General features: G+C 38.4%; 22 protein-coding genes. 21 read left to right on the forward strand and 1 reads right to left on the reverse strand.

Translation table 11 applies throughout. From position 1 onward, the window contains the following. Positions 1 to 51 precede the first annotated feature (51 nt). Positions 52 to 363, reverse strand: coding sequence for a hypothetical protein (locus ACKI3C_RS05285; RefSeq protein ID WP_407402778.1), 312 nt, complete (start codon positions 361 to 363; stop codon positions 52 to 54). 207 nt (positions 364 to 570) lie between these two features. Between ACKI3C_RS05285 and ACKI3C_RS05290 the strand changes: the two genes are divergently transcribed. The 21 genes from ACKI3C_RS05290 (at position 571) to ACKI3C_RS05390 (ending at position 21853) form a co-directional block, all read left to right on the forward strand. Then, positions 571 to 1584 (forward strand): transposase, encoded by a 1014-nt coding sequence (locus ACKI3C_RS05290; RefSeq protein ID WP_407402780.1) that lies wholly within the window; start codon positions 571 to 573, stop codon positions 1582 to 1584. A 625-nt stretch (positions 1585 to 2209) separates the two neighbouring features. Further along, on the forward strand, positions 2210 to 2908 hold the full coding sequence (locus ACKI3C_RS05295) for an FHA domain-containing protein (protein WP_407402782.1): 699 nt from the start codon (positions 2210 to 2212) through the stop codon (positions 2906 to 2908). Positions 2909 to 2947: 39 nt separating this feature from the next. Beyond that, complete coding sequence (locus ACKI3C_RS05300; protein WP_407402784.1) at positions 2948 to 3712, forward strand: caspase domain-containing protein; 765 nt, start codon at positions 2948 to 2950, stop codon at positions 3710 to 3712. A 10-nt stretch (positions 3713 to 3722) separates the two neighbouring features. After that, on the forward strand, positions 3723 to 4346 hold the full coding sequence (locus ACKI3C_RS05305) for an FHA domain-containing protein (RefSeq protein WP_407402786.1): 624 nt from the start codon (positions 3723 to 3725) through the stop codon (positions 4344 to 4346). 25 nt (positions 4347 to 4371) lie between these two features. After that, positions 4372 to 5091, forward strand: a complete 720-nt coding sequence (locus ACKI3C_RS05310; RefSeq protein ID WP_407402788.1) for an FHA domain-containing protein — start codon at positions 4372 to 4374, stop codon at positions 5089 to 5091. Positions 5092 to 5108: 17 nt separating this feature from the next. Continuing rightward, positions 5109 to 5339: a hypothetical protein gene (locus tag ACKI3C_RS05315; protein ID WP_407402790.1), complete on the forward strand. Its 231-nt coding sequence runs from the start codon at positions 5109 to 5111 to the stop codon at positions 5337 to 5339. A gap of 33 nt (positions 5340 to 5372) precedes the next feature. After that, positions 5373 to 6269, forward strand: a complete 897-nt coding sequence (locus tag ACKI3C_RS05320; protein ID WP_407402792.1) for a PP2C family protein-serine/threonine phosphatase — start codon at positions 5373 to 5375, stop codon at positions 6267 to 6269. A gap of 28 nt (positions 6270 to 6297) precedes the next feature. Further along, positions 6298 to 6924, forward strand: coding sequence for an FHA domain-containing protein (locus ACKI3C_RS05325; RefSeq protein WP_407402794.1), 627 nt, complete (start codon positions 6298 to 6300; stop codon positions 6922 to 6924). 193 nt (positions 6925 to 7117) lie between these two features. Then, on the forward strand, positions 7118 to 8338 hold the full coding sequence (locus ACKI3C_RS05330) for a hypothetical protein (RefSeq protein ID WP_407402796.1): 1221 nt from the start codon (positions 7118 to 7120) through the stop codon (positions 8336 to 8338). A 99-nt stretch (positions 8339 to 8437) separates the two neighbouring features. Next, entirely contained in the window at positions 8438 to 9427 is a 990-nt protein-coding gene (locus ACKI3C_RS05335; protein ID WP_407402798.1) for a hypothetical protein, read from the forward strand. Between the two features lie 76 nt (positions 9428 to 9503). Further along, positions 9504 to 10190 carry an FHA domain-containing protein gene (locus tag ACKI3C_RS05340; protein WP_407402800.1) on the forward strand — a complete coding sequence of 229 codons (687 nt, stop codon included), beginning with the start codon at positions 9504 to 9506 and terminating at the stop codon, positions 10188 to 10190. Positions 10191 to 10192: 2 nt separating this feature from the next. Continuing rightward, the gene (locus ACKI3C_RS05345) at positions 10193 to 11386 is read left to right on the forward strand and encodes a Stp1/IreP family PP2C-type Ser/Thr phosphatase (protein WP_407402802.1); all 1194 of its coding nucleotides are present in this window, start codon (positions 10193 to 10195) and stop codon (positions 11384 to 11386) included. A gap of 6 nt (positions 11387 to 11392) precedes the next feature. Next, entirely contained in the window at positions 11393 to 12862 is a 1470-nt protein-coding gene (locus ACKI3C_RS05350; protein WP_407402804.1) for a protein kinase domain-containing protein, read from the forward strand. Positions 12863 to 12939: 77 nt separating this feature from the next. Then, the gene (locus ACKI3C_RS05355; RefSeq protein WP_407402806.1) at positions 12940 to 14043 is read left to right on the forward strand and encodes an IS5 family transposase; all 1104 of its coding nucleotides are present in this window, start codon (positions 12940 to 12942) and stop codon (positions 14041 to 14043) included. 176 nt (positions 14044 to 14219) lie between these two features. Then, a complete protein-coding gene (locus tag ACKI3C_RS05360) occupies positions 14220 to 17702 on the forward strand; it encodes a protein kinase domain-containing protein (protein WP_407402808.1) in 3483 nt (1160 codons plus the stop codon). A 42-nt stretch (positions 17703 to 17744) separates the two neighbouring features. Then, the gene (locus tag ACKI3C_RS05365) at positions 17745 to 17990 is read left to right on the forward strand and encodes a hypothetical protein (protein ID WP_407402810.1); all 246 of its coding nucleotides are present in this window, start codon (positions 17745 to 17747) and stop codon (positions 17988 to 17990) included. A gap of 12 nt (positions 17991 to 18002) precedes the next feature. Then, on the forward strand, positions 18003 to 18923 hold the full coding sequence (locus ACKI3C_RS05370; RefSeq protein WP_407402812.1) for a hypothetical protein: 921 nt from the start codon (positions 18003 to 18005) through the stop codon (positions 18921 to 18923). Between the two features lie 11 nt (positions 18924 to 18934). After that, a complete protein-coding gene (locus ACKI3C_RS05375) occupies positions 18935 to 19336 on the forward strand; it encodes a hypothetical protein (protein WP_407402814.1) in 402 nt (133 codons plus the stop codon). 58 nt (positions 19337 to 19394) lie between these two features. Next, positions 19395 to 19787, forward strand: coding sequence for a DUF805 domain-containing protein (locus ACKI3C_RS05380; RefSeq protein WP_407402816.1), 393 nt, complete (start codon positions 19395 to 19397; stop codon positions 19785 to 19787). 28 nt (positions 19788 to 19815) lie between these two features. Beyond that, on the forward strand, positions 19816 to 21225 hold the full coding sequence (locus ACKI3C_RS05385) for a serine/threonine-protein kinase (RefSeq protein ID WP_407402818.1): 1410 nt from the start codon (positions 19816 to 19818) through the stop codon (positions 21223 to 21225). A gap of 13 nt (positions 21226 to 21238) precedes the next feature. Continuing rightward, positions 21239 to 21853, forward strand: coding sequence for a BACON domain-containing protein (locus ACKI3C_RS05390; protein ID WP_407402820.1), 615 nt, complete (start codon positions 21239 to 21241; stop codon positions 21851 to 21853). Positions 21854 to 21860 lie beyond the last annotated feature (7 nt).

Raw genomic sequence — 21860 nt, forward strand, 5'->3', positions numbered from 1 at the left:
GACATATGCAAGTTTTTAGAGACAATTGTGAGTATTTTTATTTATTCACCCTTAATTTCGTAGCTGATTAAGGGAAAGAATCGGCAGATTTGGCACGTTTGGACGTAAAACACTAGCAATTATGCCCATTTGTATAGGGTCTGGAATACGCGATTCTTTAATCCAATACGTATGTTTTGTTTCTCCTTGACAAAAAATTAAGGACAAAGCTCTGTTTGTTTTTTGGGGACTCACATGTAAGAGAAGTTCCAAGTCACACACTTGGGCATTGGCTACAAGGCAATTCAATCCAATAATTGCCAATAAAAACATTTTTTTCATTTTTTCAGTTTTTTGATTATTTAGTATTAAAATAGTTGTCATCGCTTTTCTGCTTTTTTCCTAAAGCCGATAATGTCTACATAACAAATTAAACCTTAGTATTAACGCCTTTTACATCAACTATCAACAGGTTGCACCAGTTCTTCAAACATCGGTATACGTTGGCAATATTTTCACGTTCGTTCACCTTATTTTGCGTTACACAACAGAGCAACACCCAAAAACTGTTCGGTGGCAAGATTGGCTTGATTGTTTTACGATGTCACGACACACTATTTTGAAACTGCTCAGACCGATGTGTTGCGTGAGCCTGGATTTTCAAAGGATGGAAAAACTGCTGAGTCACAGGTTGTGCTCGGCTTGCTGGTGTCAGAAGGAGGCTATCCACTTTCGTACTCCCTGTTCAACGGCAGCCAGTACGAGGGTTTTACTATGATACCGATGATTGAAGACTTCAAGCAGCGGTTCACGCTCGGTGATGACTTCGTTGTGGTGGCAGACTCTGGTTTAATGAACAAGAACAATGTGACGTTGCTACAGGAGGCCGGTTACAAGTACATCCTTGGCGCTCGCATCAAGAGTGAGAGTGCAGGCATCAAGCAATGGATTCTGTCATTAGGCAAGAAGGACGGGGCTTGCAACGAGTATAAACGAGAAAATGGCGAACGGCTTATTGTCAGCTATTCCGACAAACGTGCAAAGAAGGATGCCTACAACCGTGACCGTGGTATCGCTCGCTTAAGGAAGGACTACAAGAGCGGGCGCATCACAAAGCAGCAGGTCAACAAGCGAGGCTACAACAAATTTCTTGAAATCAGCAAGGACATAGAGGTCGTTATCAACGAAGACAAAATTGCCGAGGACTGCAAGTGGGATGGACTCAAAGGCTACATCACCAATACCGATCTTAATCCCAACCTTGTAATTGAACAATACCACGGCTTGTGGACAGTGGAACGAGCCTTCCGTATCTCAAAAGGAACATTGGATATGCGACCGATGTTTCACTTCACGGAGCGAAGGATAGAAGCGCACATCTGCATCTGTTTCGTCGCATATAAAGTATATAAGGAGTTGGAGAGGCTAATTGCCGTCAACAAGATAGGGATGAGTGTTGACAAAGTACTTGACGCAGCAAAGACCATCACCACAATCAGAGTAAAGATGCCCGAAAATGGGGCTTTCTTCACAAAAACCCTCTTCTTGACCGAGAAGCACCAAGCAATCAAGCCACTTTTCGACCAGCCAAGCACCAAATCTTAATTTGGGTGGCGCATTGACGAAGTCAGGAAAAAGGCAGAGTAGTTACCGACGGTGCTTAATTTAGTTAAAAATCGCAGAATATCATAACTTTTTCTTATATTTCTTATCGTTTTTTAGATATTTTTGCTAAATTTGCACTGATTTCTCGTAATCGTCGTTTAAAACAGCAGAGGCGAACGTGTTCGCTGCAGTTGACACACAGACTTCGATGAAGACACGCCGTGTCGTATTTTGTTGGTAATACAATGATTGCGACGGATGGGTGGGTAACGAGACTTCGAGACATATTAAGGCGTTTACAAGCGCACTGTTTCAAGACGTACTGGAATCTTGCAAATTACCATACATTTAAGTCTTGGACAATGCAACGGTAGATGTCCCGGGTGTGATTTTTCACAACCGCCATGTTCTTACTATGGGATAATTGTACCCAAATGGGTACAACATATTTCGTATATATAAGTTACATGTGCTGGGTGAAACCTCATACGGCGTGGCTTCTGACGTTGTCTGTTCAACTTAAATAGGCAATGCAAGAGCCTCAGTACGTGGAATGGACAGCAGTACGATTCCACGCTTTATTTATGTCCGTATTTGAATAAAAATACTAATTTGAATATTTAAAATGGACATACTTATAGGAAAAGAAGGAAATCAACCATTTCTACTTACAGAAGCAAGCATTAGTAGAAAACATGCGCTCTTTCACATGGATGAGCGCACTGGTATTATGACACTACGTGATGTCGGCTCTGTCAATGGCACTTATGTCAAGGCTAATGATGGAACTTTCAAACGAATAAATGGCGAGGTAAAAGTCGGTTTCTCTAATATTATTAGGCTTGGAGCTGTACATACCTTCAAAATCAAGGATTTGTTGAGTCACTCTGGAGGTGATGACACTGGTAAAGATTCTGTTGATATAAGTAAATTGCGTAATGTTTACGAAATATACAACACCAACAGAATGGATTTGGAAGCACAGACTTCAAGCATTATGATGTTAAGGCTTGCAGCTATGACAGTATCAACAGTTTTAGTTAACGTCATAGTTTTAACAATACCTGATAACTCCATGGATAAAATGACGAGAGGTATTATCCAGGCTGTCGGTTCAATTATTGCCATAGGTTTAGCCTGGGTAATAGTCGGAATGAAAAACAAAAACCTTATTGAGCGTAAAGACCAAAACGAACGCTATTTCAAGAAAAACTACTGCTGTCCTAAATGTGGTTATCATTTTGGAAATCACATTTATAGCAATATTCTTGCAGAAGGACACTGTCCAAATAAGAGTTGTAAGTGTAAGTTTACTGAAAAATAGGAGTCTATAATCTTATAAACAGCAAAATAAAAGGATTATATGAAGAATTTAAATCTATTTTGTAAAGCGACGCTAGTATTGTTGTTGCTATGTAGCAGTATTATCAGTGTTAATGCCCAGAAAACTTATGTAGTTTCTGTAGGGCTGGGTGAGTATAAATATCCTCAGGTTGCTCCACCTCTCCCCTGTTCTGTCGGAGATGCTCGTTCTGTGTCTCGTTTTTTTCATAGTTATAATGGCAGTTCCGTATTTATGCTATTAAATGAAAATGCTACACGCGAACATATATTAAAAGTATTAAAGCGAGAATTTGCAAAATCTACAGCCAATGACGAGATAATATTTGTTTTTAGCGGTCATGGAATACAGGGAGGATTAACCTGCTATGAGACCAAAGACATGAATTCAATCATAACTTATGATGAGATACAAAATATTATGAAATCCGCAAAAGCACGTAGAAAAATAATTCTTGCAATGGCGTGCTATTCTGGTGGTTTGACCTTAAAAAACACTAACAACCAAAAGAAACGTAACACGCAGAATACGAGTGTTATGCTTTATACTTCGAGTCGTCCAAATGAAGTATCATGGGAAAGAAGCGATATGACAAATTCTTTCTTCATGAATCGCATATTAGAGGGATTCCGCGGAGCAGCAGATACCAATAAGGATAGAAAAGTTACTGCCCGTGAACTCTTCAATTATGTAAATCCCCACGTTATTAGTGACACAAATGGTCAGCAACATCCGCAGTTGTGGGGACGTTTTGATGATAGTATGGTTGTTGTATATGTAAAATAAGATTAAAGATATGATAATCACATGCCCAGGTTGTGGTCGTCGCTTTAATTTAGAAAGACGTCCACCTGTTACATTTCGCTGTCCTAAGTGTTCATTTAGTGCTCCTTTCAGCACGATATTAAATGAGAAAAACTCTGCAGAACCGAACATAAACAACACACAAGACGGACACATAGAGATTCCTCTTGGCGATGATACTTCAAATAAAACAAAAGTAGTTTCTTCGCTTGCTGATAATGGACACACTAAGGTTGTGAGCGAATTGGCAAATGCAGGCAAAACTTCTGTTATTCCCGCTTTGCAACCACAAAAAAAAGGAATGTTTCTTGTCTCATTTCAAGGACGACAGTACGGCACAATTCAACTACCTTTTGGCAACTTTGAGATTGGCAGAAATAGTAGTGATAGTAATGCAAAAGTAAAACTCACGCCCGACATGTCAATGAGTAGAATACACGCAGGAATGCGTACTACAAAAATTAATGGACAAATGGTTTACCAAATAACTTCTGTTAAAAATGACAATCCTGTTTTTGTGAACAACTGTCCAATAGCCAAAGGCAAAGCTTACAACCTAAAAAATGGAGATCAAGTAAGGATGGGTGATACCATTATGGTTTTCCGTCTTATATAAAACTTTCATTATTCTCAAAATAAATATGTCACAAAACAAGACCATAGTACCAGGCGTTGACTTTGACAATCTCAATAAAGAGGGTGCTGCTGACTCATTCTATGAGAGCCTGTATAGTCGCACTTCCGCCAATGATAATCATACGTTTATAGGTAGTGGTGAACTTATCAACCAACAAGCAGAGTCAATTCCTTCTACCCCTGTTAGCAATTCACAAAAGCATACCATTTCAGAGAAGTGCCGAACTTTGAAAATAAAAGAACGTGTAATTGTTGGTGTCTTGTTTTCTATCTCTAAAGGATTGCTTGGTGAGATCATTCCGATATATTTGGGAAAAAATATCATTGGAAAAAATGAAAATTGTGACATTGTACTTTCTGAGAATACGGTTTCGGCAGAACATGCTATCATACATACGCGTAAAAACGAAAATGGGATAGAAGCAACAATTATAGATTTCAATTCAATGTACGGCACTATCGTTAATGATGCAGATGCAAGATATGATACTTTGCAAATGCATGAAAATGATGTAATTACAATAGGGCAACACTATAGATTCCTCATTAAGTTATTTGAAACCGAAAAATATGATTTATATGAAGATGCTGAGTTCGAGGATTCAATGGAAGGTCATTCTTCTACAGCATTTACAACGTCAAGTAATGCCCAAGACAATCCGGAAGCTGACTTCTATAGCCCTTCTTCAAGAAACAACGATTCTTCACGCACTGTAATATACTAACGACAAAATTAGATACAATGGCAATAATAAGACTACAAGGAGAACAAGAAAAGCAACATGGCATCTACTTTGAGTTCGATACAAAATCTACGCCACTCGGTGAGGGTGATATGGGAAAAGTATATCGAGGACGTAGGGTTAATATTCATACAAGCGAGACACGAGATGTTGCGATTAAGTTTATGTTCAGTGGATTACCTGCCGATACCATAACAAGAGCAGAGAATGAAGCCTACAATAAAATTTAAGCACTTTTAAGAAAGTATTAATCACTCATAGACATGGATGTAAATTTAAACATACAAAAACCAGTTGTTGATGAATTACAATTAATCGTTGACAATGATCTATGCTGTGCTTGCGGACAGTCAGGAGTGGGCGGCAGAAAAGAGAACCAAGATACTTATGGTGGAGTTGGGAATATAGACATAGTTATTCTTACTGTGTGTGATGGTATGGGAGGTATGGCAGGTGGACAAACAGCCTCAAACATTGCAGTACGTGAGATAATAAAGTTCTTATCAGTTATTCCAGCGGACAAAATTTGCATTGAAGATGTCAAGGAATCTGTAGTGTGTGCAAATGAAGCAATCTACAAACATGCTGTAGAAGTGCCACAATTACGTGGTATGGGAACAACAGCAACTGTTGTTGTCATAACAAAAAAAGCAGCTTATGTCGCACATGTCGGTGATAGTAGAATCTACCTTATTCGCAAAGGCAAGAAGGTATTCCGTACTTTTGATCATTCTAAGGTGTTTGAAATGGTACAACAGGGAATGATGACAGAAGAACAAGCACGCCAATCAAGTTTCTCCAATATCATAACAAGAGCATTGGGAATTAGACCTACCGTAGATGTTGAAGTTAATACTATCCCCTATAACAAAGGTGACAGATTCATCTTGTGCTGTGATGGAATATGGAATACTGATGCAGAACCTGACATGCTAAAACTATTCGTATCAAAGGGGACCACCCAAGAAGTTGTAAATAATATTACAAAGGTTGTAAACAATAAAGGTATAGAACGAGGATGTGAGCATGATAATTTGACCATTATTATGGCTGACATGAAGGAAAATTCCGATTTTCAGTATGGTATATTCCACAACACTCTTGAGCGAATATCTTCACACTGTAAGATTTTCAAACGAAAAAATGGAAAGAAAAATTAAAATCGCTTTATCAAAAACACCTTAGAATATGAAAAAAATAATAATAGGAAGAGCCAATGATAGCGACATAATAATTCCAGATGAACATGACAACGTAAGTCGTCATCACGCAGTAATCACCTTTGATTTCTTTGGAAAAATGACATTGAGTGATACCAGCAGTAATGGAACTTTGATCAATGGAACAAAAATGTTAAAGGGTACTTCTATTCCTGTAACCAGAAAAGATAAGATCCAACTGGGTGGCGCATGGATTTTTGATTGGAATTTGGTAGAAGACCCATACAAGTCTATCCGAAGGAGCTGTATCATTCTGTGTATTGTTTTGGCTGCCATAACAATAGGTGGCACATCTTGGTATGTGTATGAATCTTATAAGAAGTCAGAATCACCATTGACAGAGATACCTAAACCAAGTACAAATGTAAATACTGACACTTGGAATAAAGACTCCACAAACAGAGTCGCACCTACTGAAACCAATATCAAGACTTCTGATTCACCAAAGCAAAAAAGTAACGCTGTTAAATCAAAGAATAGCAACCAGAAGAAGGGGACATACAAAAAAGCAGCTGCAAGAGACCTAATGAAAATGAAACAAAAAAAGGACTCTGATAAAAACACCAATAATGGTGAAATGCCCGTTATCAATTAAAAATATATACACACGGGAAGAATAATTATAATATTGTCATTAACTTTTGCCTTGGCAGATGCTTTTGCTCAGACCGTTGACTGGCTAGTTCTGCCTTTAGAAAATTCAACGAGTCGCGAAATTTATTCCAACAGGAGTAAGAAAATAACTGTCAGTCGAGTCGTTAATCATAGTTCAAATAAAGTAAATCACAATGAAAACATTACGTACTCTTTTCTATTTAATAGCTTCGCTTGCTGTTGTATTGACAGCAAATGCAGAACAGAATACCGTTCTCAAATTAAAGGATGGTTCCACTATCTATGGCAATATAATTGTACAACGTCCTGGAGTTGACATTACAATTGTAGCAGATTCTGCAATGTTTATAATTGAAGACAACCAACTTCATTCTTCAACTTCCAAAAAGGTGAAGTATGAGAATCTATCACGTGATTGGAAGCGTTGGTCGCTTGAAAAGAAGGCATTAATGGGGAATGCAAACGGAAGGTTCATGATGACCTATGATATAAAGACAAAAAACTACACATTCTTTAATGTTGTAAAACTTGAATCTCCAAAAGAAGGTTTCAATAAGTATTTTAGCGTGGAAACTTCCACCTATAAGTTCCTTTGGAATGATTTAACCGAGATAATTCGGTCTTTACCTACTTCTAATGACAATCTGTACATTGACGACGAGGTTACCACGTCTAAGGGTAAGACCTATCAAGGAACTATTGTTTCACAAATAATAGGGAAACAGCTATCGATAAGAACTACAAATGGTACCCATATCATACCTCTGGAAGATGTTGTAGAAACCAGAAGAGTTTCTCATCAAGGTTCTTTTAAGGTAAACGAAATTGCAGATTATACTAATACACTTGTTCTTAACAATGACATTTATAAGGAAGGTATTATATTGTCTCAACATTATGGCAAGAAATCTAAAGATAAGTATGTAACACTACTCCTTCCTAATGGAAATACTGAAAAAATTCAAAGTAATAACATCATAGAATACCGAACTAAATACAACAAGAAAAAAGGGGATATTTATAAGGTAGGTAGAGTCTATGTTAATGAGTTTCTTATTGGCAAGGCAAAAACCAAGAATGAAGGAACCAAAACCTTGTTCGTTGACAAAAAGGTGTTCCCTTTCCCAGAGGGCATTGTCATAACATTCAAATCGCAGGGTGCAAAACTTCAGAACGATTGGTATTTGGTGGCTTTAGAATCATTGAGTATGGAGAGTGGAGGTACTACGCATGGTTATACTCCAGAAATTAAAGACAGTAATTCCATAAGACCGTCATCCACGGATTTGGTAGATGGAGTAAGTTCAATTTCGTTCAACTACCTATCACCAGGATATTACGCTTTAGTTACTTCAACAGGTACAGAGACATATATCATCAAAATCACAAAATAAATTGATGCAACTGTAAGAAACATATTTCTCAGGAGTCTATACCTATAAAGAGACTTGAAATTAACAAAATAATTATAAACCCTTTTAAATACAATGGTTATGAATAACAATGAAACAAACTCAGTCATGAATGTTGACGATTATGAGAACATGGCAGTTCAGAAGAGCAACAATGCTAAGCGTGTAGCTGCTGGTGCAGCATTATTTGTAGGAGGCGCTGCAGTTTCTGGAGGTGCTGCCTATGCCGCAACGGGACATGACACCCCTGACGTAATAGATGACAGTCCATTGACAGCAGAGGAAGTGGTAGAAGGTGGCAATGTAGGTAATGACTACCAGCCAGAGGTTCATAACGAAATTACCGAACGTGTAGTATACGTTGAAAAACAGGAGGAGACTTCTCGTGATCAGAACTCAGAACAGACCGATGAGACTCAGGTCACATGGGACGAGAAGACTGTTGTTTACGATGGAGACGGCAATGTCGTTGGTTCGGTAGAAAGCGGTACAATACAGGGACATAACTTTGCACTTTTTGATGTTGATGGTGATAATCATGCAGACTATCTTGCAATTGACGCAAATGACAACGGTCAGTTTGATGATAATGAGGTCGTTAAGTATGATGTTTCTGATCACGTTCACATGGGGCATGAAACAGCTCACACCAAGGAGATTCACAATAACAACCAGTACATAATAGTAGGAGACGGAGACGAAGACATAGCACGCAACGACGATGACCGCGAAATCATTCACAACAACTTTGAGGATGAAAAAACGGGAGAGTCTTACAATGGAGACTACGCAGAAAATAACCGTGACTACAATCCAAATGCAGACATGGATTTCTACGGAAATTCTGATAACTACCTCGCAGAGAACGATCGCTATGACGGCTACGACGATTCATATAGCGCAAACGTAGACGAACAATATCTGGCAGAGAACGACACCGAAGATTCTGAACCGTATGAAGATTTCGCATACGAAGAAGACGATGACACTGAGGATTCTAACTACTATGCAGAGAATGATACTCAGGACTCATTTGAAGATATGTCCGGTGAAGAAGATCTCCTCGCGTAAATTGTATATCAAGTAAATAGAATATTAACATTAGTTCTTTCCTGCTGAAGGACAGAACTATTAAAACATTAAAATTATGCCAAAGAAAGTTTGTCCTAATGGACACATTTATGATTCAAGTATATATGGTGATGAGTGCCCTCTTTGTCCAAAAGGGGATAATGAAACCCAGTATGTTTCACAAGCTGGTAATATCGGAGGTATGCCTCCATTTAATCATGAGCCAATAGGTGGTTCTACAGGTGGCACGCGAGTTTCTGCACCTTCATACATGGAGGGACAACCAATAGGAGGTCCTGCAGGTGGAGCACCTGTCTTTGGAGGTGCTGATGCCGTTGGTGAAACGATGATAAAGCCACAACAAAACCATGCAGGGCATGCACATGGTCCTGTTGGTGGTGGTACAGTTATTCGTCCACCAAAAGGCGGTGTTTCTGCAAACGGAAGAAAGTTAGTAGGCTTCCTTGTGACATATAACAGAAATCCTCTGGGTAAGTCTTACAACATATATGAAGGTAAGAACTATATCGGTCGAGACCGTTCTTGTGATATTTCTGTACCAGAGGATAATCAAATGTCAGGAAGACATATGTCCATATTGTATCGTAATGTAGACAACAAGTTTAAGTTCCGTGATGAGCAGTCTAGCAATGGAACATTCGTCAACAAGGAACTGACAGACGAAGGCGAACTTCAGAATTATGATATAATCCGATTGGGAGGTACTGTGTTTATTTTTATTGCAATCCCTAAACTTGGATAAACATGGAAAACTATATTTTAGCAAATTGTACTGATACTGGAAAAGTACGCTCTGTAAATGAAGACAGCATGACAACCTTTGACAGCCCTAATGGTAGGGTTGTCGTGGTATGTGATGGAATGGGAGGACAAAACGCTGGTGATGTGGCTTCTCAATTGGCAGTTACTGTCATACAGGATATATTATCAGATAATACATTCCCTTCTCCAGAGGAGGCCATAACACGATCTGTAATTGCTGCAAACCAGGCGATTCTCCGTCGAGCATCACAAGACGAAAGTCTTAGTGGTATGGGATCTACCTGTGTTATGGTTATCATAAAAGAAGGTAAAGTTTATTACGGTTCTGTTGGTGATAGCAGAATATACTATATTTCCAATGGAATGATACGTCAGATAACAAAAGATCAGTCGTATGTTCAAACGCTTGTAGATGAAGGCAGAATATCGCAAGAAGCGGCAGAACACCATCAAGACAAGAACCAGATAACTAATGCTTTGGGCATTGAAAATATGACACCTCCAGTAGTATGTCAGATGCCTATTGCACCAGAACCAGGAAGTGTCTTTTTACTGTGCTCTGACGGCCTAAGTGGAATGATCAATAACAATGCCATATTAACAACCCTTTCAAACAGTAACGTATCTCTAAACGAGCGTGCTCAACAGTTGGTTAGTTTGGCCAATGCAGCTGGTGGTCTTGATAATATTACCGTCCAACTGATTGAGTTCCCAAGGGGAACTGCTGAAATGGGTGTTGTTTATAAGTCAACCTCAGGTGCGACTGCATATGTGAACACAAAGGGAAGGAAAAAAAGAAATACAACTCTAATTGCAGCCATTTGTTTGTTGATGATAGCTGTGATTGGTGGGGGTGTTTATTTGTATTTTGCAAATCAAAAGCCAGAACCTAAGCCACAGGTAGTTATCCCTTCACAGGAAAAGAAAAAAGATGTAACACCAAAACAAGAGAATAAAGAAGTTAAAGAAACGATCATTGTAAAGGAAGAAACTCCCGAAAAGATCACGCCCAAAAAGACTCCAAACAAAAAAAATAACACATTGCCTCTTCCTGGAGCTAATAAAATCAACGGTAACGATGTAGTAGGAAATAATGGGAAACCATCTACAGACGTTGATCCTCAAACCATTATTATGAGGAAAGCTTCAGAGGGAACAAAAAATGAGAAGGAGTAATAAATCATGAGAAGAATAGCAAATTATGTCGTAGACGATAATCCTTTGGCAAGAGGAGGTATGGGTCAGATTTTCTGTGGTCACGATGCACAAGGAAACATCGTTGCCATTAAGGAAATACTACCTGAATTTGCTACTGACTGGGGTATTCGTACCCGAATAGAGAAGGAGGTCGAATTTCTTATGAAATGCGACCATCCTTCAATAGTAAAGCTTCATCTTGCTTTCTATGACGAAAGTACGCAAAACTACTACATAATCATGGAGATGGTCGATGGCTTGAATATTGAACAGTACGTAATGCGCAATGGTCCAATACCAGAACCAGAAGCTGTTGAAATGATGATAAAGATATTAGATGCCCTGCAATGTGTTCACAATGCACACATCATACATCGAGACATTAAGCCTTCCAATATTATGATACGTCCCAATGGCAATATCTGTCTATTGGATTTTGGCGTTGCAAAAGATATGGAAAATGGAGGTGGAGGCACTATCCCAGGCTCTGTTATCGGTACTGATGGATATATGAGTCCAGAACAAGCTGATGGATATTCTGTCAACTACAATACCGACATTTACTCTTTAGGATGCGTTCTTTACTATATGTTGACTGGACATCATGCATTCAATACCCTTAGTAGCGCCTTTGAAACAAAAGATGCTATTCTTAACACAGAGTTTCCACGATTATCAAAATACAACAAGAATGCTTCTGATGCCATCCAACGCATACTTGATAGAGCAACGGACAAGAATATGATAAAACGTTATCAGAACTGCTACGAATTCATGGGGGCTCTGAATAGCGGCACTCATATCAGTCATACAAGTTCTCACGATGCAGCTGTAATGATTTCTATAGGCCGTGAGAAATGTGACATAATTGTTGAGGATTCTGAACGCAAGATAAGTCGCCATCATGCAGACGTGGAATTGAAAGTAATGACTGGCCAAAAATGCTACGTATTCACAGACTGTAGCGCTAATGGTACTGTTGTCAACGGAAAGGTTCTTCGCAAATCTTCCGTAAACATTCCTGTAGGAGATCCTATTCCTGAAATTTATCTCGCAGGTGTTCTTGATGGAAAACTTGATTGGAAGAAGGTTGTATCTGAACTAAATAATCGAGTACGTGCCATTCAGAATGTAGATGAAGCAGAAGTTTCATCTGCGCAAAAGATGGAATCCGATGTATCTATAAACAAACATAGTGAAACAGAATACAACCCAGAAGATGCACTCAATACATTAATACCGGCATTTATATTCGCTATTTTTGGGACATGGAAAAGTATGAGGACTGGTTTGCAAATTGCAAGAGAAAAGATTACACTTAAAAATGGCAAAACAGCATATAGATATAAAAAAACGCATCGTCAACTTGGTTATATGGTATTAGGTTTGGCAATTGTTGCAACTTTTATATGGTTTGCAATTGCTTTTGCAATAATTTTTTGGAATGTTCTATAAATTAACTTGTTAATAATTAGGTATTTAGTTTGATAATTTAAAAAATCGTACCTTTGTAGTAGAAATCATACAGAATCATGCAGAAAACTACTATATACCGCAAGCCGATGGGTGAGAACCTGTTCGAGGAGGAGTTCACGATAGAAGCTCTCTCCCAGATGGGTAATCCCCTTGAGCAGCTCGCTGCCTTGGTCGACTTTGAGATGTTCCGTCCAGCACTTGAAGAGGTGCTGGTCAAGAAGGACTGCAAAACTCCGGCCGGACGTCCGCAGATTGATGTTGTTCTTATGTTCAAGGCCATATTCCTTCAGCGTTACTATGGTTTTGGCGATCACCAGATACAATACCAGATTATAGACCGTACCAGCTTCCGCCAGTTCCTTGGCATTCATACAGTGGCAGAGGTTCCTGACGAAAAGACCGTGTGGGCATGCAAGAACAAACTCGCAGAGGATGGCACATTCGACCGTCTGTTTGATAAGTTTCGCACTTTCCTTGACAGCAAGGGACTCTCATTCAATGAGGGGAAAATCATTGATGCCACTTTGGTTGAAGCTCCAAAGCAGAGAAACACCAAGGAGGAGAACAAGCAGATCAAGGCCGGCAATGGCAAAGATTTGTGGAATCCTGAGAATGGTGACTCTCCAAAAGAGAAAAAAAGCAAGCTGGCCAAGAAGTCTCACAAGGATATTGATGCCCGATGGACAAAGAAACGTGGTGAAAATCACTACGGTTACAAGAATCACGTCAAGGCAGACAAGAAGACCAAGCTCATAGAAAAGTATCACACTACTGATGCGAGTGTTCACGACTCCAATGTCATCAAACCTCTCATAGAGGAGAAGGACAAGGGACAGGACCTGTATCTGGATGCCGGTTACGAATCGAAGAATGATGTAGTAAGAGAATGTGGGATGAATCCTATCATTTGTGAGAAAGGTCATCGCAACAATCCTCTGACAGACGAGCAGAAGCAGAACAACCGAATCAAGTCTAAGGACAGATGCCGCATTGAGCACATCTTCGGATTCGTAGAGGGAGCAATGAACGGCTCGCTTGTACGCAGCATCGGAATGGTGCGAGCTAAAGCAGCCAATGCTCTGACCAACCTCGTCTATAACATATTCAGATATGTACAGATCGTCAACTTTCATCCACAGTTTATCACCTGCAAGGGGTAACTGTGCCCATATGTATCAAATCGTCAAAAACAACATGTCAAAGAGTGGATAAACGAACGCAATCGACAGCTGAAGTCCTCAGATGAGAGACTTGATTCCGAAAGATTTACTCTTGCGGAACGGCTTCCACTCGAATTTATGAATTAATAGAACCTACCTTTAGTTAAATAAAATATATGATTCCTACAGATATTCTCAACTATAGAGTCTTAAGATTGTTAGGCTCAGGTGGTATGGGTAGTGTTTACCTTGCCGCCAATACCAATATTGATCAACAGGTCGCAATAAAAGCATTGCGACCTGAGGTCGCTCGTAATGCAATGCTTCGTGCTCGCTTTAAGCAAGAAGCAGAGCTGCTATGCTCACTCGACCATCCTGGCATTGTTAAGTTCTTGAATTACGTTGAAATGTCAGAAGGTGTATTCCTTATTATGGAATATGTCAAAGGTGTGACTCTGGAGGATTTTATCAAGAAAAAAAATGGCCTAATTGTTGAAGACAAAGCATATCCTCTTATATGTGAAATTCTTGACGCATTTTCGTATGCCCATTCAAAGGGAATAGTACATAGAGATATTAAGCCTTCAAACATCATAATACAAGAGGATGGACATGTCAAGGTCATGGACTTTGGTATTGCCCAAATTGTATCTGAAGCTAATGCATCTCAAAACAATATGGTTATGGGTACTCCTACCTATATGAGTCCTGAACAAGTGTATGGAAAAGACATTGATGTCCGTTCTGACATTTACTCATTAGGAGTACTCATTCACAATATGCTTACAGGACGCGCACCATACGACTCCACAACGATGACTGCACAAGAAATAAAGCGTCATATTGTCAAAGACACAATGTCTCGTATGGCAGACTATTATCCTTACGTGTCAGATAAAATACAGCAGGTTGTAGACAAAGCCACGCAAAAAGTACCAGAAGCCAGGTACCAGAATTGCAAGGAAATGAAGAATGCTGTCAAGAAAGCAATTGCACCAGATCCTATTTCTCGTCCTTTGATCTACTCTGGAATAGCGGTTACTATGCTCCTGTTAATTGGAGGATTCTTTACATGGGATTACTTTAGAACAAAAGTTGAATATTATAAAGACTACGTTGAAGTTTTTGGAATACCAGAAGGTATCGGCAGTTTAAGTAGCCGAGAGGTTTCACACCGTGAGGCTTCGTACAAATTCGAATACAGTCGCTATAAGCTACGTAGGGTATCATATGTCAACAGTAAGGGAAAACTTGTAGATCATCATGATTCTGAGGATAAAGACAAAATTGTAGATATGACCCTCACCTATACTGAAGGTAGTGGGAAAATTGATGCTGCGAAATATATGAACCGTAGCGGAAAGGTTTTGTACGTTAAAGATTATGATTCAAATTTTAAAACGTGCACCTTTAAGTTAGATGATGAATTGGGTACAGAAATGACACTCAATTCACAAGTTACACTTTTCCAAAGTGCTTTTGATTCGCAAATAGATGGAAAGAGTAAAATATCAAAATATATTCTTGACTACGATAACAAAGGAAGACTCACCAGAGTAGAATATGCAGGCTTTGGAAATATTCGCGTACCTGATGGACAAGGAATATTCGGACGCAAGTACATTTATGACAAAGACGGACGCATTGTACAGGAGCACTATCTAGGAAAAGATGGAAAACCAAAGGCAACGCAGTTCGGACTGGGAATCAAGTTGTTTACATATGACGAGGATGATAATCTTGTCAAAATTGAATATCAGACAACAGAGGGAAAACCTAGCAGCGATGGAAATAATTGTCCAATAGTGTTACTTACGTATGATAAATGGGGAAATCGCCTGGCTGAAAAATATAACGATATAAATGGGCGCATGATGATTCGTAAGGACAATCCATTTGCTGGAGTCTTGTATGAATACAACGATGATGGATTCCTTGTAAAGCAAATGTATCTGGGGCTTGATGGAAAATTAACCTATGTTTCAGGTGTTAGCGGCTGTGTAAATGAATATGACGAAAATGGTTATATTTCCAAAAGAACCATGATTGACGCATCAGGAAAGGCGGCTTTTTATAATGACAATGAAGATGGACGAATATACTCTAAATGTCTTATTAAAAATGACGAGTACGGTAATTGGCTAGATATTAAATTCTTAAATGCTAATGATGAACTTATGGACGATGCTTCATGGGTTCATAAAACGTGTACATATGATTCGGTCGGAAACCAACTTTCCGAGTATTACTATGATAGAGATGATAAATTATATGCTCCAGCATCGTTAGGATATGCAGGTATTACCGTAACCTATAATCCACAAGGACGAGTAGAAACATTTACTTACATGGATGCCAATAAAAAAAGAATTAATTTGGCAGATAAACACTTGTGTTATGTAAAAAACGAATATGATGCAAGAGGTAATTATACTCGAAGATCATACTATGACAATAACGACAAATTGGTCATGACAGATGAAGGTATCGCTGCTGCATGTTATGAATATGATGACAATGGTAATGAAATCGCAAGATACTTTCTGGACAAAGAAGAAAAACCTTGTGTTCTTAATTATTATTATTCAAGGTGTGAATATACATATGACGAACAAGGTAATATAACGGCAGAAAGGTACAAAAATTCTGATGGTAAACTTATGACGGTTGGAGGTAAGGCCGGCATCAATCGTTCGTTTGATACACGTGGTAATGTCGTGGTTAATCGTCCTATAGGTCTCAATGGAAATCTTGCTGCAAATATGCAAGAGACGAGATATAAATATGATGACCGAGATAATATCGTCGAGGAATCATATTTTGGAGACAAAGGCAATGCAGTGAACTGCGAGAATGGCTATCACAAAGTGATTCGTAAGTATAATTCAAGTAATCAAAACATACAAGAAGAATACTATAACACGAATGGACTTCTCACAAACGTTAAAGGACAAAACTTTGCTGTTGTTAAAAGAGAATTTGATCAGAAGTCAAATGTTACATCCGTAACGCATTTTACACAAACAGGAACACGTGGAAGTGACAATAACAAAGTTCACAAATACTACAATCAATATGATAATGTTGTGAACAAAGTTTGTCACCAGATTTCATTTGGAACAGACGGCAAGCCTATTGTTGCGAATGGCATAGCAAAAGAAGGACGTATTGAGTATGATGCTCGTGGTAATATGCTGAAATTAGTCTGCTATGATGGATATGGGAAAAAATGCAATGGCGAGCATGGTTGGTGTGAAATGAAATATACATATGACGAATCTGGTCTTATGACCTCTATGTCGTATTTCACAATTGACAACAAACCTCATGTCGATAAAGACTCAAAGTTCCATAAGGTAGTATACACCTACAATAGTATGAGACTAAGAGAAAGCGAAACATATTATGGGGCAAATAATAATTCTATCAGTTCTGCAGAAGGGTATAGTACAATAAAATACAAGTACAATAATCAGAACCAACGCATTCAAATAGCATACTATGCTACAAATGGAAAAGCAACCAATAACAATAGTGGTTGGCATCGTGAATATTATTACTTCAAGGGCGGTGCAGAATATAAATGTGAACTTTTTGATGTGTCTGGGCGTAAGATTGCGACGGCTTTAAGAGTCAATAATAATTGGAACATCCAGTGAATCGGACCTTCAAACTCTGATTGGCGAAATAAAATAGATGCAATGTCAAAAGAATGCCCTGCCGAAATAAATGGTATGGTTTTAGAAAGCATCCAATTGGCAAACAATGTAGTCTATATTCACCTAAAGTTCGAGAATCTGGAGACAGATGAAATTTCTGGTGATGTACTAAACGAGCTGGTATCTGAACTGAAAACTCAATTTAGAAAATTCCTCGGAATTCCCTCGTATATAGAATTTAACTCAATTATCTCAAACAAGTACAACGAAAAATTAGTAACAATATAAAAATAAAACAAAATGAAAAAATTAAATCTTCTTTGTTGCTTACTTTTGGCGTTTGCAACCCAGGTTTTTGCAGGTGATTTAACTCCTGCTCAGGAAAAGGCACAGCGTGCACTTTATGCTTATCTTGACAAGAACAAGTACAATCCTGAAGTAGATACCGATAATAGTGTTTGTTTCCGTGTTGGCGGTATTCTGTACTGGATAAATATTGATGAGGAATCTCCTTTGTTGTACACCTTCCATCGTAAAGGTTTTAAGGTGGGTACAGAAGAATCTTCATTCAAACGTAGACCAGCAATTATGGCTGCTAATGAGGTGAACTGTAAACACAATACTATCAAACTGACTGTCGAAGAAAAAAAAGTCGAAGTAATAATGCAGGTTTACGCAGCAAAAACCGAAGACTTTACTGCCGTATTTAACAAATACCTAAAAAGCTTTGACAAAGTGGACGAGGATTTCAAGAAAGCATATAGTACAGCATTAAAAGCAGAGAAAGATGCTGCAGACAGAGCAGAGCAAGAAGCACGTAAGAATTTACCTCCTTCGGTTCTTAGAGACCATGTAGCTGGCATTTCTTTCCGTTTACTTGACGCTGATGGAAAAGAAAAGTCCGCGTATGACCAACCTCTTCGCAGTTTCAATGCAAGATATATTCAGGCACGTATTGAGTTTAACCCATGGAAAGAAAAGGATGCTGATTTTAAATTGCAACTAAAGGTTACAAGACCGGATGGCAATCCTATCTACCTCCCAGGAACAAAGGTAACCGCAGAAGGCGATGTGACTATTCAGAAGTCCAAGAAGAATCAAATGATTGAGATCAATCAATTTGGCACGAACAAAGAAGGGTTCTGGAAGGCTGGAGAGTATAAGGTTGAACTTCTGGAAGGCGGTGATGTGATATATACAACTACATTCAATATCCTTTAATAAAAGAAAATATGAATAAGTCCGTAATTGCATTCCTTATTTGTTCTGTATTACTTGTCCTTTGTGGATGCAAAAAGCAAAACAAAGACACAGCCTTACTTCAGAATTTAGTTGAGCAAATAAACCAAAAGGCTGATACTTCTCTGCCCAATGGCACTATTCTCAGCAAGTGTGAATATGCGGAAGGCGATAGTCTCTTTACATATTACATAAAGGTTGATGATAACCGATATGAGAATGTAGATGTAGATAGTATAAAATCTTCTATTGGCAAAGAGCTAAAGTCCACGGAAATGAAAAAGATTTCAAATGTATTGTGCAAGAATCACATTGGGTTAAGATACATCTATGATACATCAACTAAGGAAATTGAGATAGTTTTTTCACCTGAAGAATTGTCACAAAGTAATTAAACTGTATTTGACTCTGGACATTTTTATGTCCTGAGTCAAAGCATATAATATTCTAAATATGACGTTTACTGATTCAATTAAAAAATGTTTGGATAAATACACCACAATGGAGGGCAGAGCTCCTCGCTCCGAATATTGGTGGTTTATAGTCTTTAACTGGATTACATTTGTATTTACAACCATTGTATTCTCGCTCATTGGTATGTTTGCTGGTGGAGAAGAGGGGGCTATGATTGGGGCTATGATTGCAGGCATGATTGGCTGTTTAATAGTGTGCCTTGCATTAATATGCCCTAATGTATGTGTTCTTGTTAGAAGGTTACATGACACAGGGCACAGCGGCTTTTGGTGTTTTATTTCTTTCGTCCCTCTTATTGGAGGTCTTTGGCTGCTTTTCCTTTTACTCCAAAGTAGTGACGATGAGAATGAATATGGACTTCCTATTTATTAAATACTAGCATCCTAATAAACTATAAAATATGGCAAAGATAAAATTACAGGGAGAAGAAGAAAAAAAGAAAAATATATACTTTGAAGTTGATACCGCTGATCCCGCAATAGGTGAAGGTGGTATGGGCAAGGTAATGAAGGGCAAATGTGTGGATATTGCTACTGGTGTCTCGCGTCCTGTCGCTATCAAGTTCCTATATGATGATCTTCCACCTCATGCAATAGAACGAGCGCGCAGAGAAGCTTCCATTCAGTTAAGAAACGACAATCTCATTGAAATGTTGGGATTTGTAGAGACCGAAACTGGTAGTGGTGAGCGTACTCAAAAACATTATCATGTAGTTAGTGAACTTCTTCATGGTATTTCATTGCAAGATATTTTGGAAGGTAAATGCACTGACAATAGTGGAAAAGAGATCCCATTTGCTTGCAAAATGCTTAAAGATTATCAAACAGACTCTCTTCACTTTGCAAAAGTAATCGTAAAAAATGTACTGTCTGGCCTTGTTGCTTTGCATGATGCTGGCTATGTTCATCGAGATATAGATCCTTCAAACATTATGATTACTGAAGAGGGACATATCAAGTTGATAGACTTTGGCATTGCAAAACAAGTTAACAAACTGACCACGAATGATAGGGGATTAACAACGGCTGGCGTATTTATGGGTAAGGCAGAATATGCTGCGCCTGAATTAGCATTGGGAGATCTCAAACACCAAAATCAAACCACAGACATTTACGCCATAGGCATTCTACTATACCAATGTATAGTTGGTCACGTTCCATTTGAAGGTCCTTCACTCGAAGTCTTAGACAAACAGATAAAGAAAAAGATAAAACTGTCTGTGATAAAAGACAAAGGGATACGAAATGTAATAGAATGTGCAACAGACAAGAATCAGGGAGTCCGTTATCAATCCGCATCACAAATGCGTGTTGCAATGGAAAAACTTGATGGTCAAAAAATGCAAATGAAAAAGTCAAAGAAACTGACTATCGTTGCAGCGTCTATTATCGCAGTGATAACGGTTATTGGCTTTTGGGGGTATTCTCATCATAAAAAGCAAATGGCAAAAGAAGCATTGATAAAGGCAGAAATAGCCATGAATGACTCTCTTTCCAAGGATATATCCAAACTTCAAACTGAAGCAGATGTTAAATACCAAAATGGTAATAAACATGACGAAGGATATGAACAAGAATACATTGACGCTTACCTCTGCTTGTCAAATGCTATTTTGTCAGCTAAAAAGATGACGAAATCGGATATTAACATTACCGGCTTAACAAATAAGCGAGATTCCGTTAAGAAAGCATTAATTGTAGCAAAAGAAGAACTTGAAGGGAAAGCAAGTGATTTTGCCGATAGTGGAATGGAAGATATTGCGGAAGAGTTTCGTAATCGTTCAAATAAAATTTCTAATGTAATAAAATAAAAAACTATCCAATATGAATAAAATTCTGAAATTATTTCTTTTCCTTTCAGTCTTAGCAGTTACAGTGACGGTGCAAGCTCAGACTGCAGGCGACAAATTGTTTAGTCAAGGACAAAAATTACAAATGATAATAAAGCCCGATTCGCAAAAAAAAGCAATTAAAAAATTTGAAGCTGCGAAGAAAGCATATGATTCTCGTGAGAAAAAAGCCATGTGTGACCAACAAATTATAATCTGTAAAAATATATTACGTGGAATCACACCAACACCACCACCAACACCAGATACGGTCGTGGTTAAGAAAGAAGAAGATGTAAAACCGCAAAAGAAGGAACCTGTGACACTTTCGTTATCAGTATCATCAGTTGAGTTTAAGTCAAGTGGAAAAAAAGGTGACAATCATGAAGTGACAGTAAATTGTAATTATGATACTTGGACTTATTCCTATCCTGATTGGATAAGTGTTACAAAGAATGGAAATATATTAACGCTCACAGCATCTGCAAATAAGACTGGTGAAGAACGTTCTGCTGTGTTAGTGGTAGAATGTGATGGTACAAAAGCAGAACTATTGCTGTATCAGAAGAATAAATTCAATTTGAAATCTTTGATAAAAAAGAAAAAATAGCAAAAGA

This window comes from Sodaliphilus sp. (genome assembly GCF_045598405.1).
In the GTDB taxonomy this organism is placed as follows: domain Bacteria; phylum Bacteroidota; class Bacteroidia; order Bacteroidales; family Muribaculaceae; genus Sodaliphilus; species Sodaliphilus limicaballi.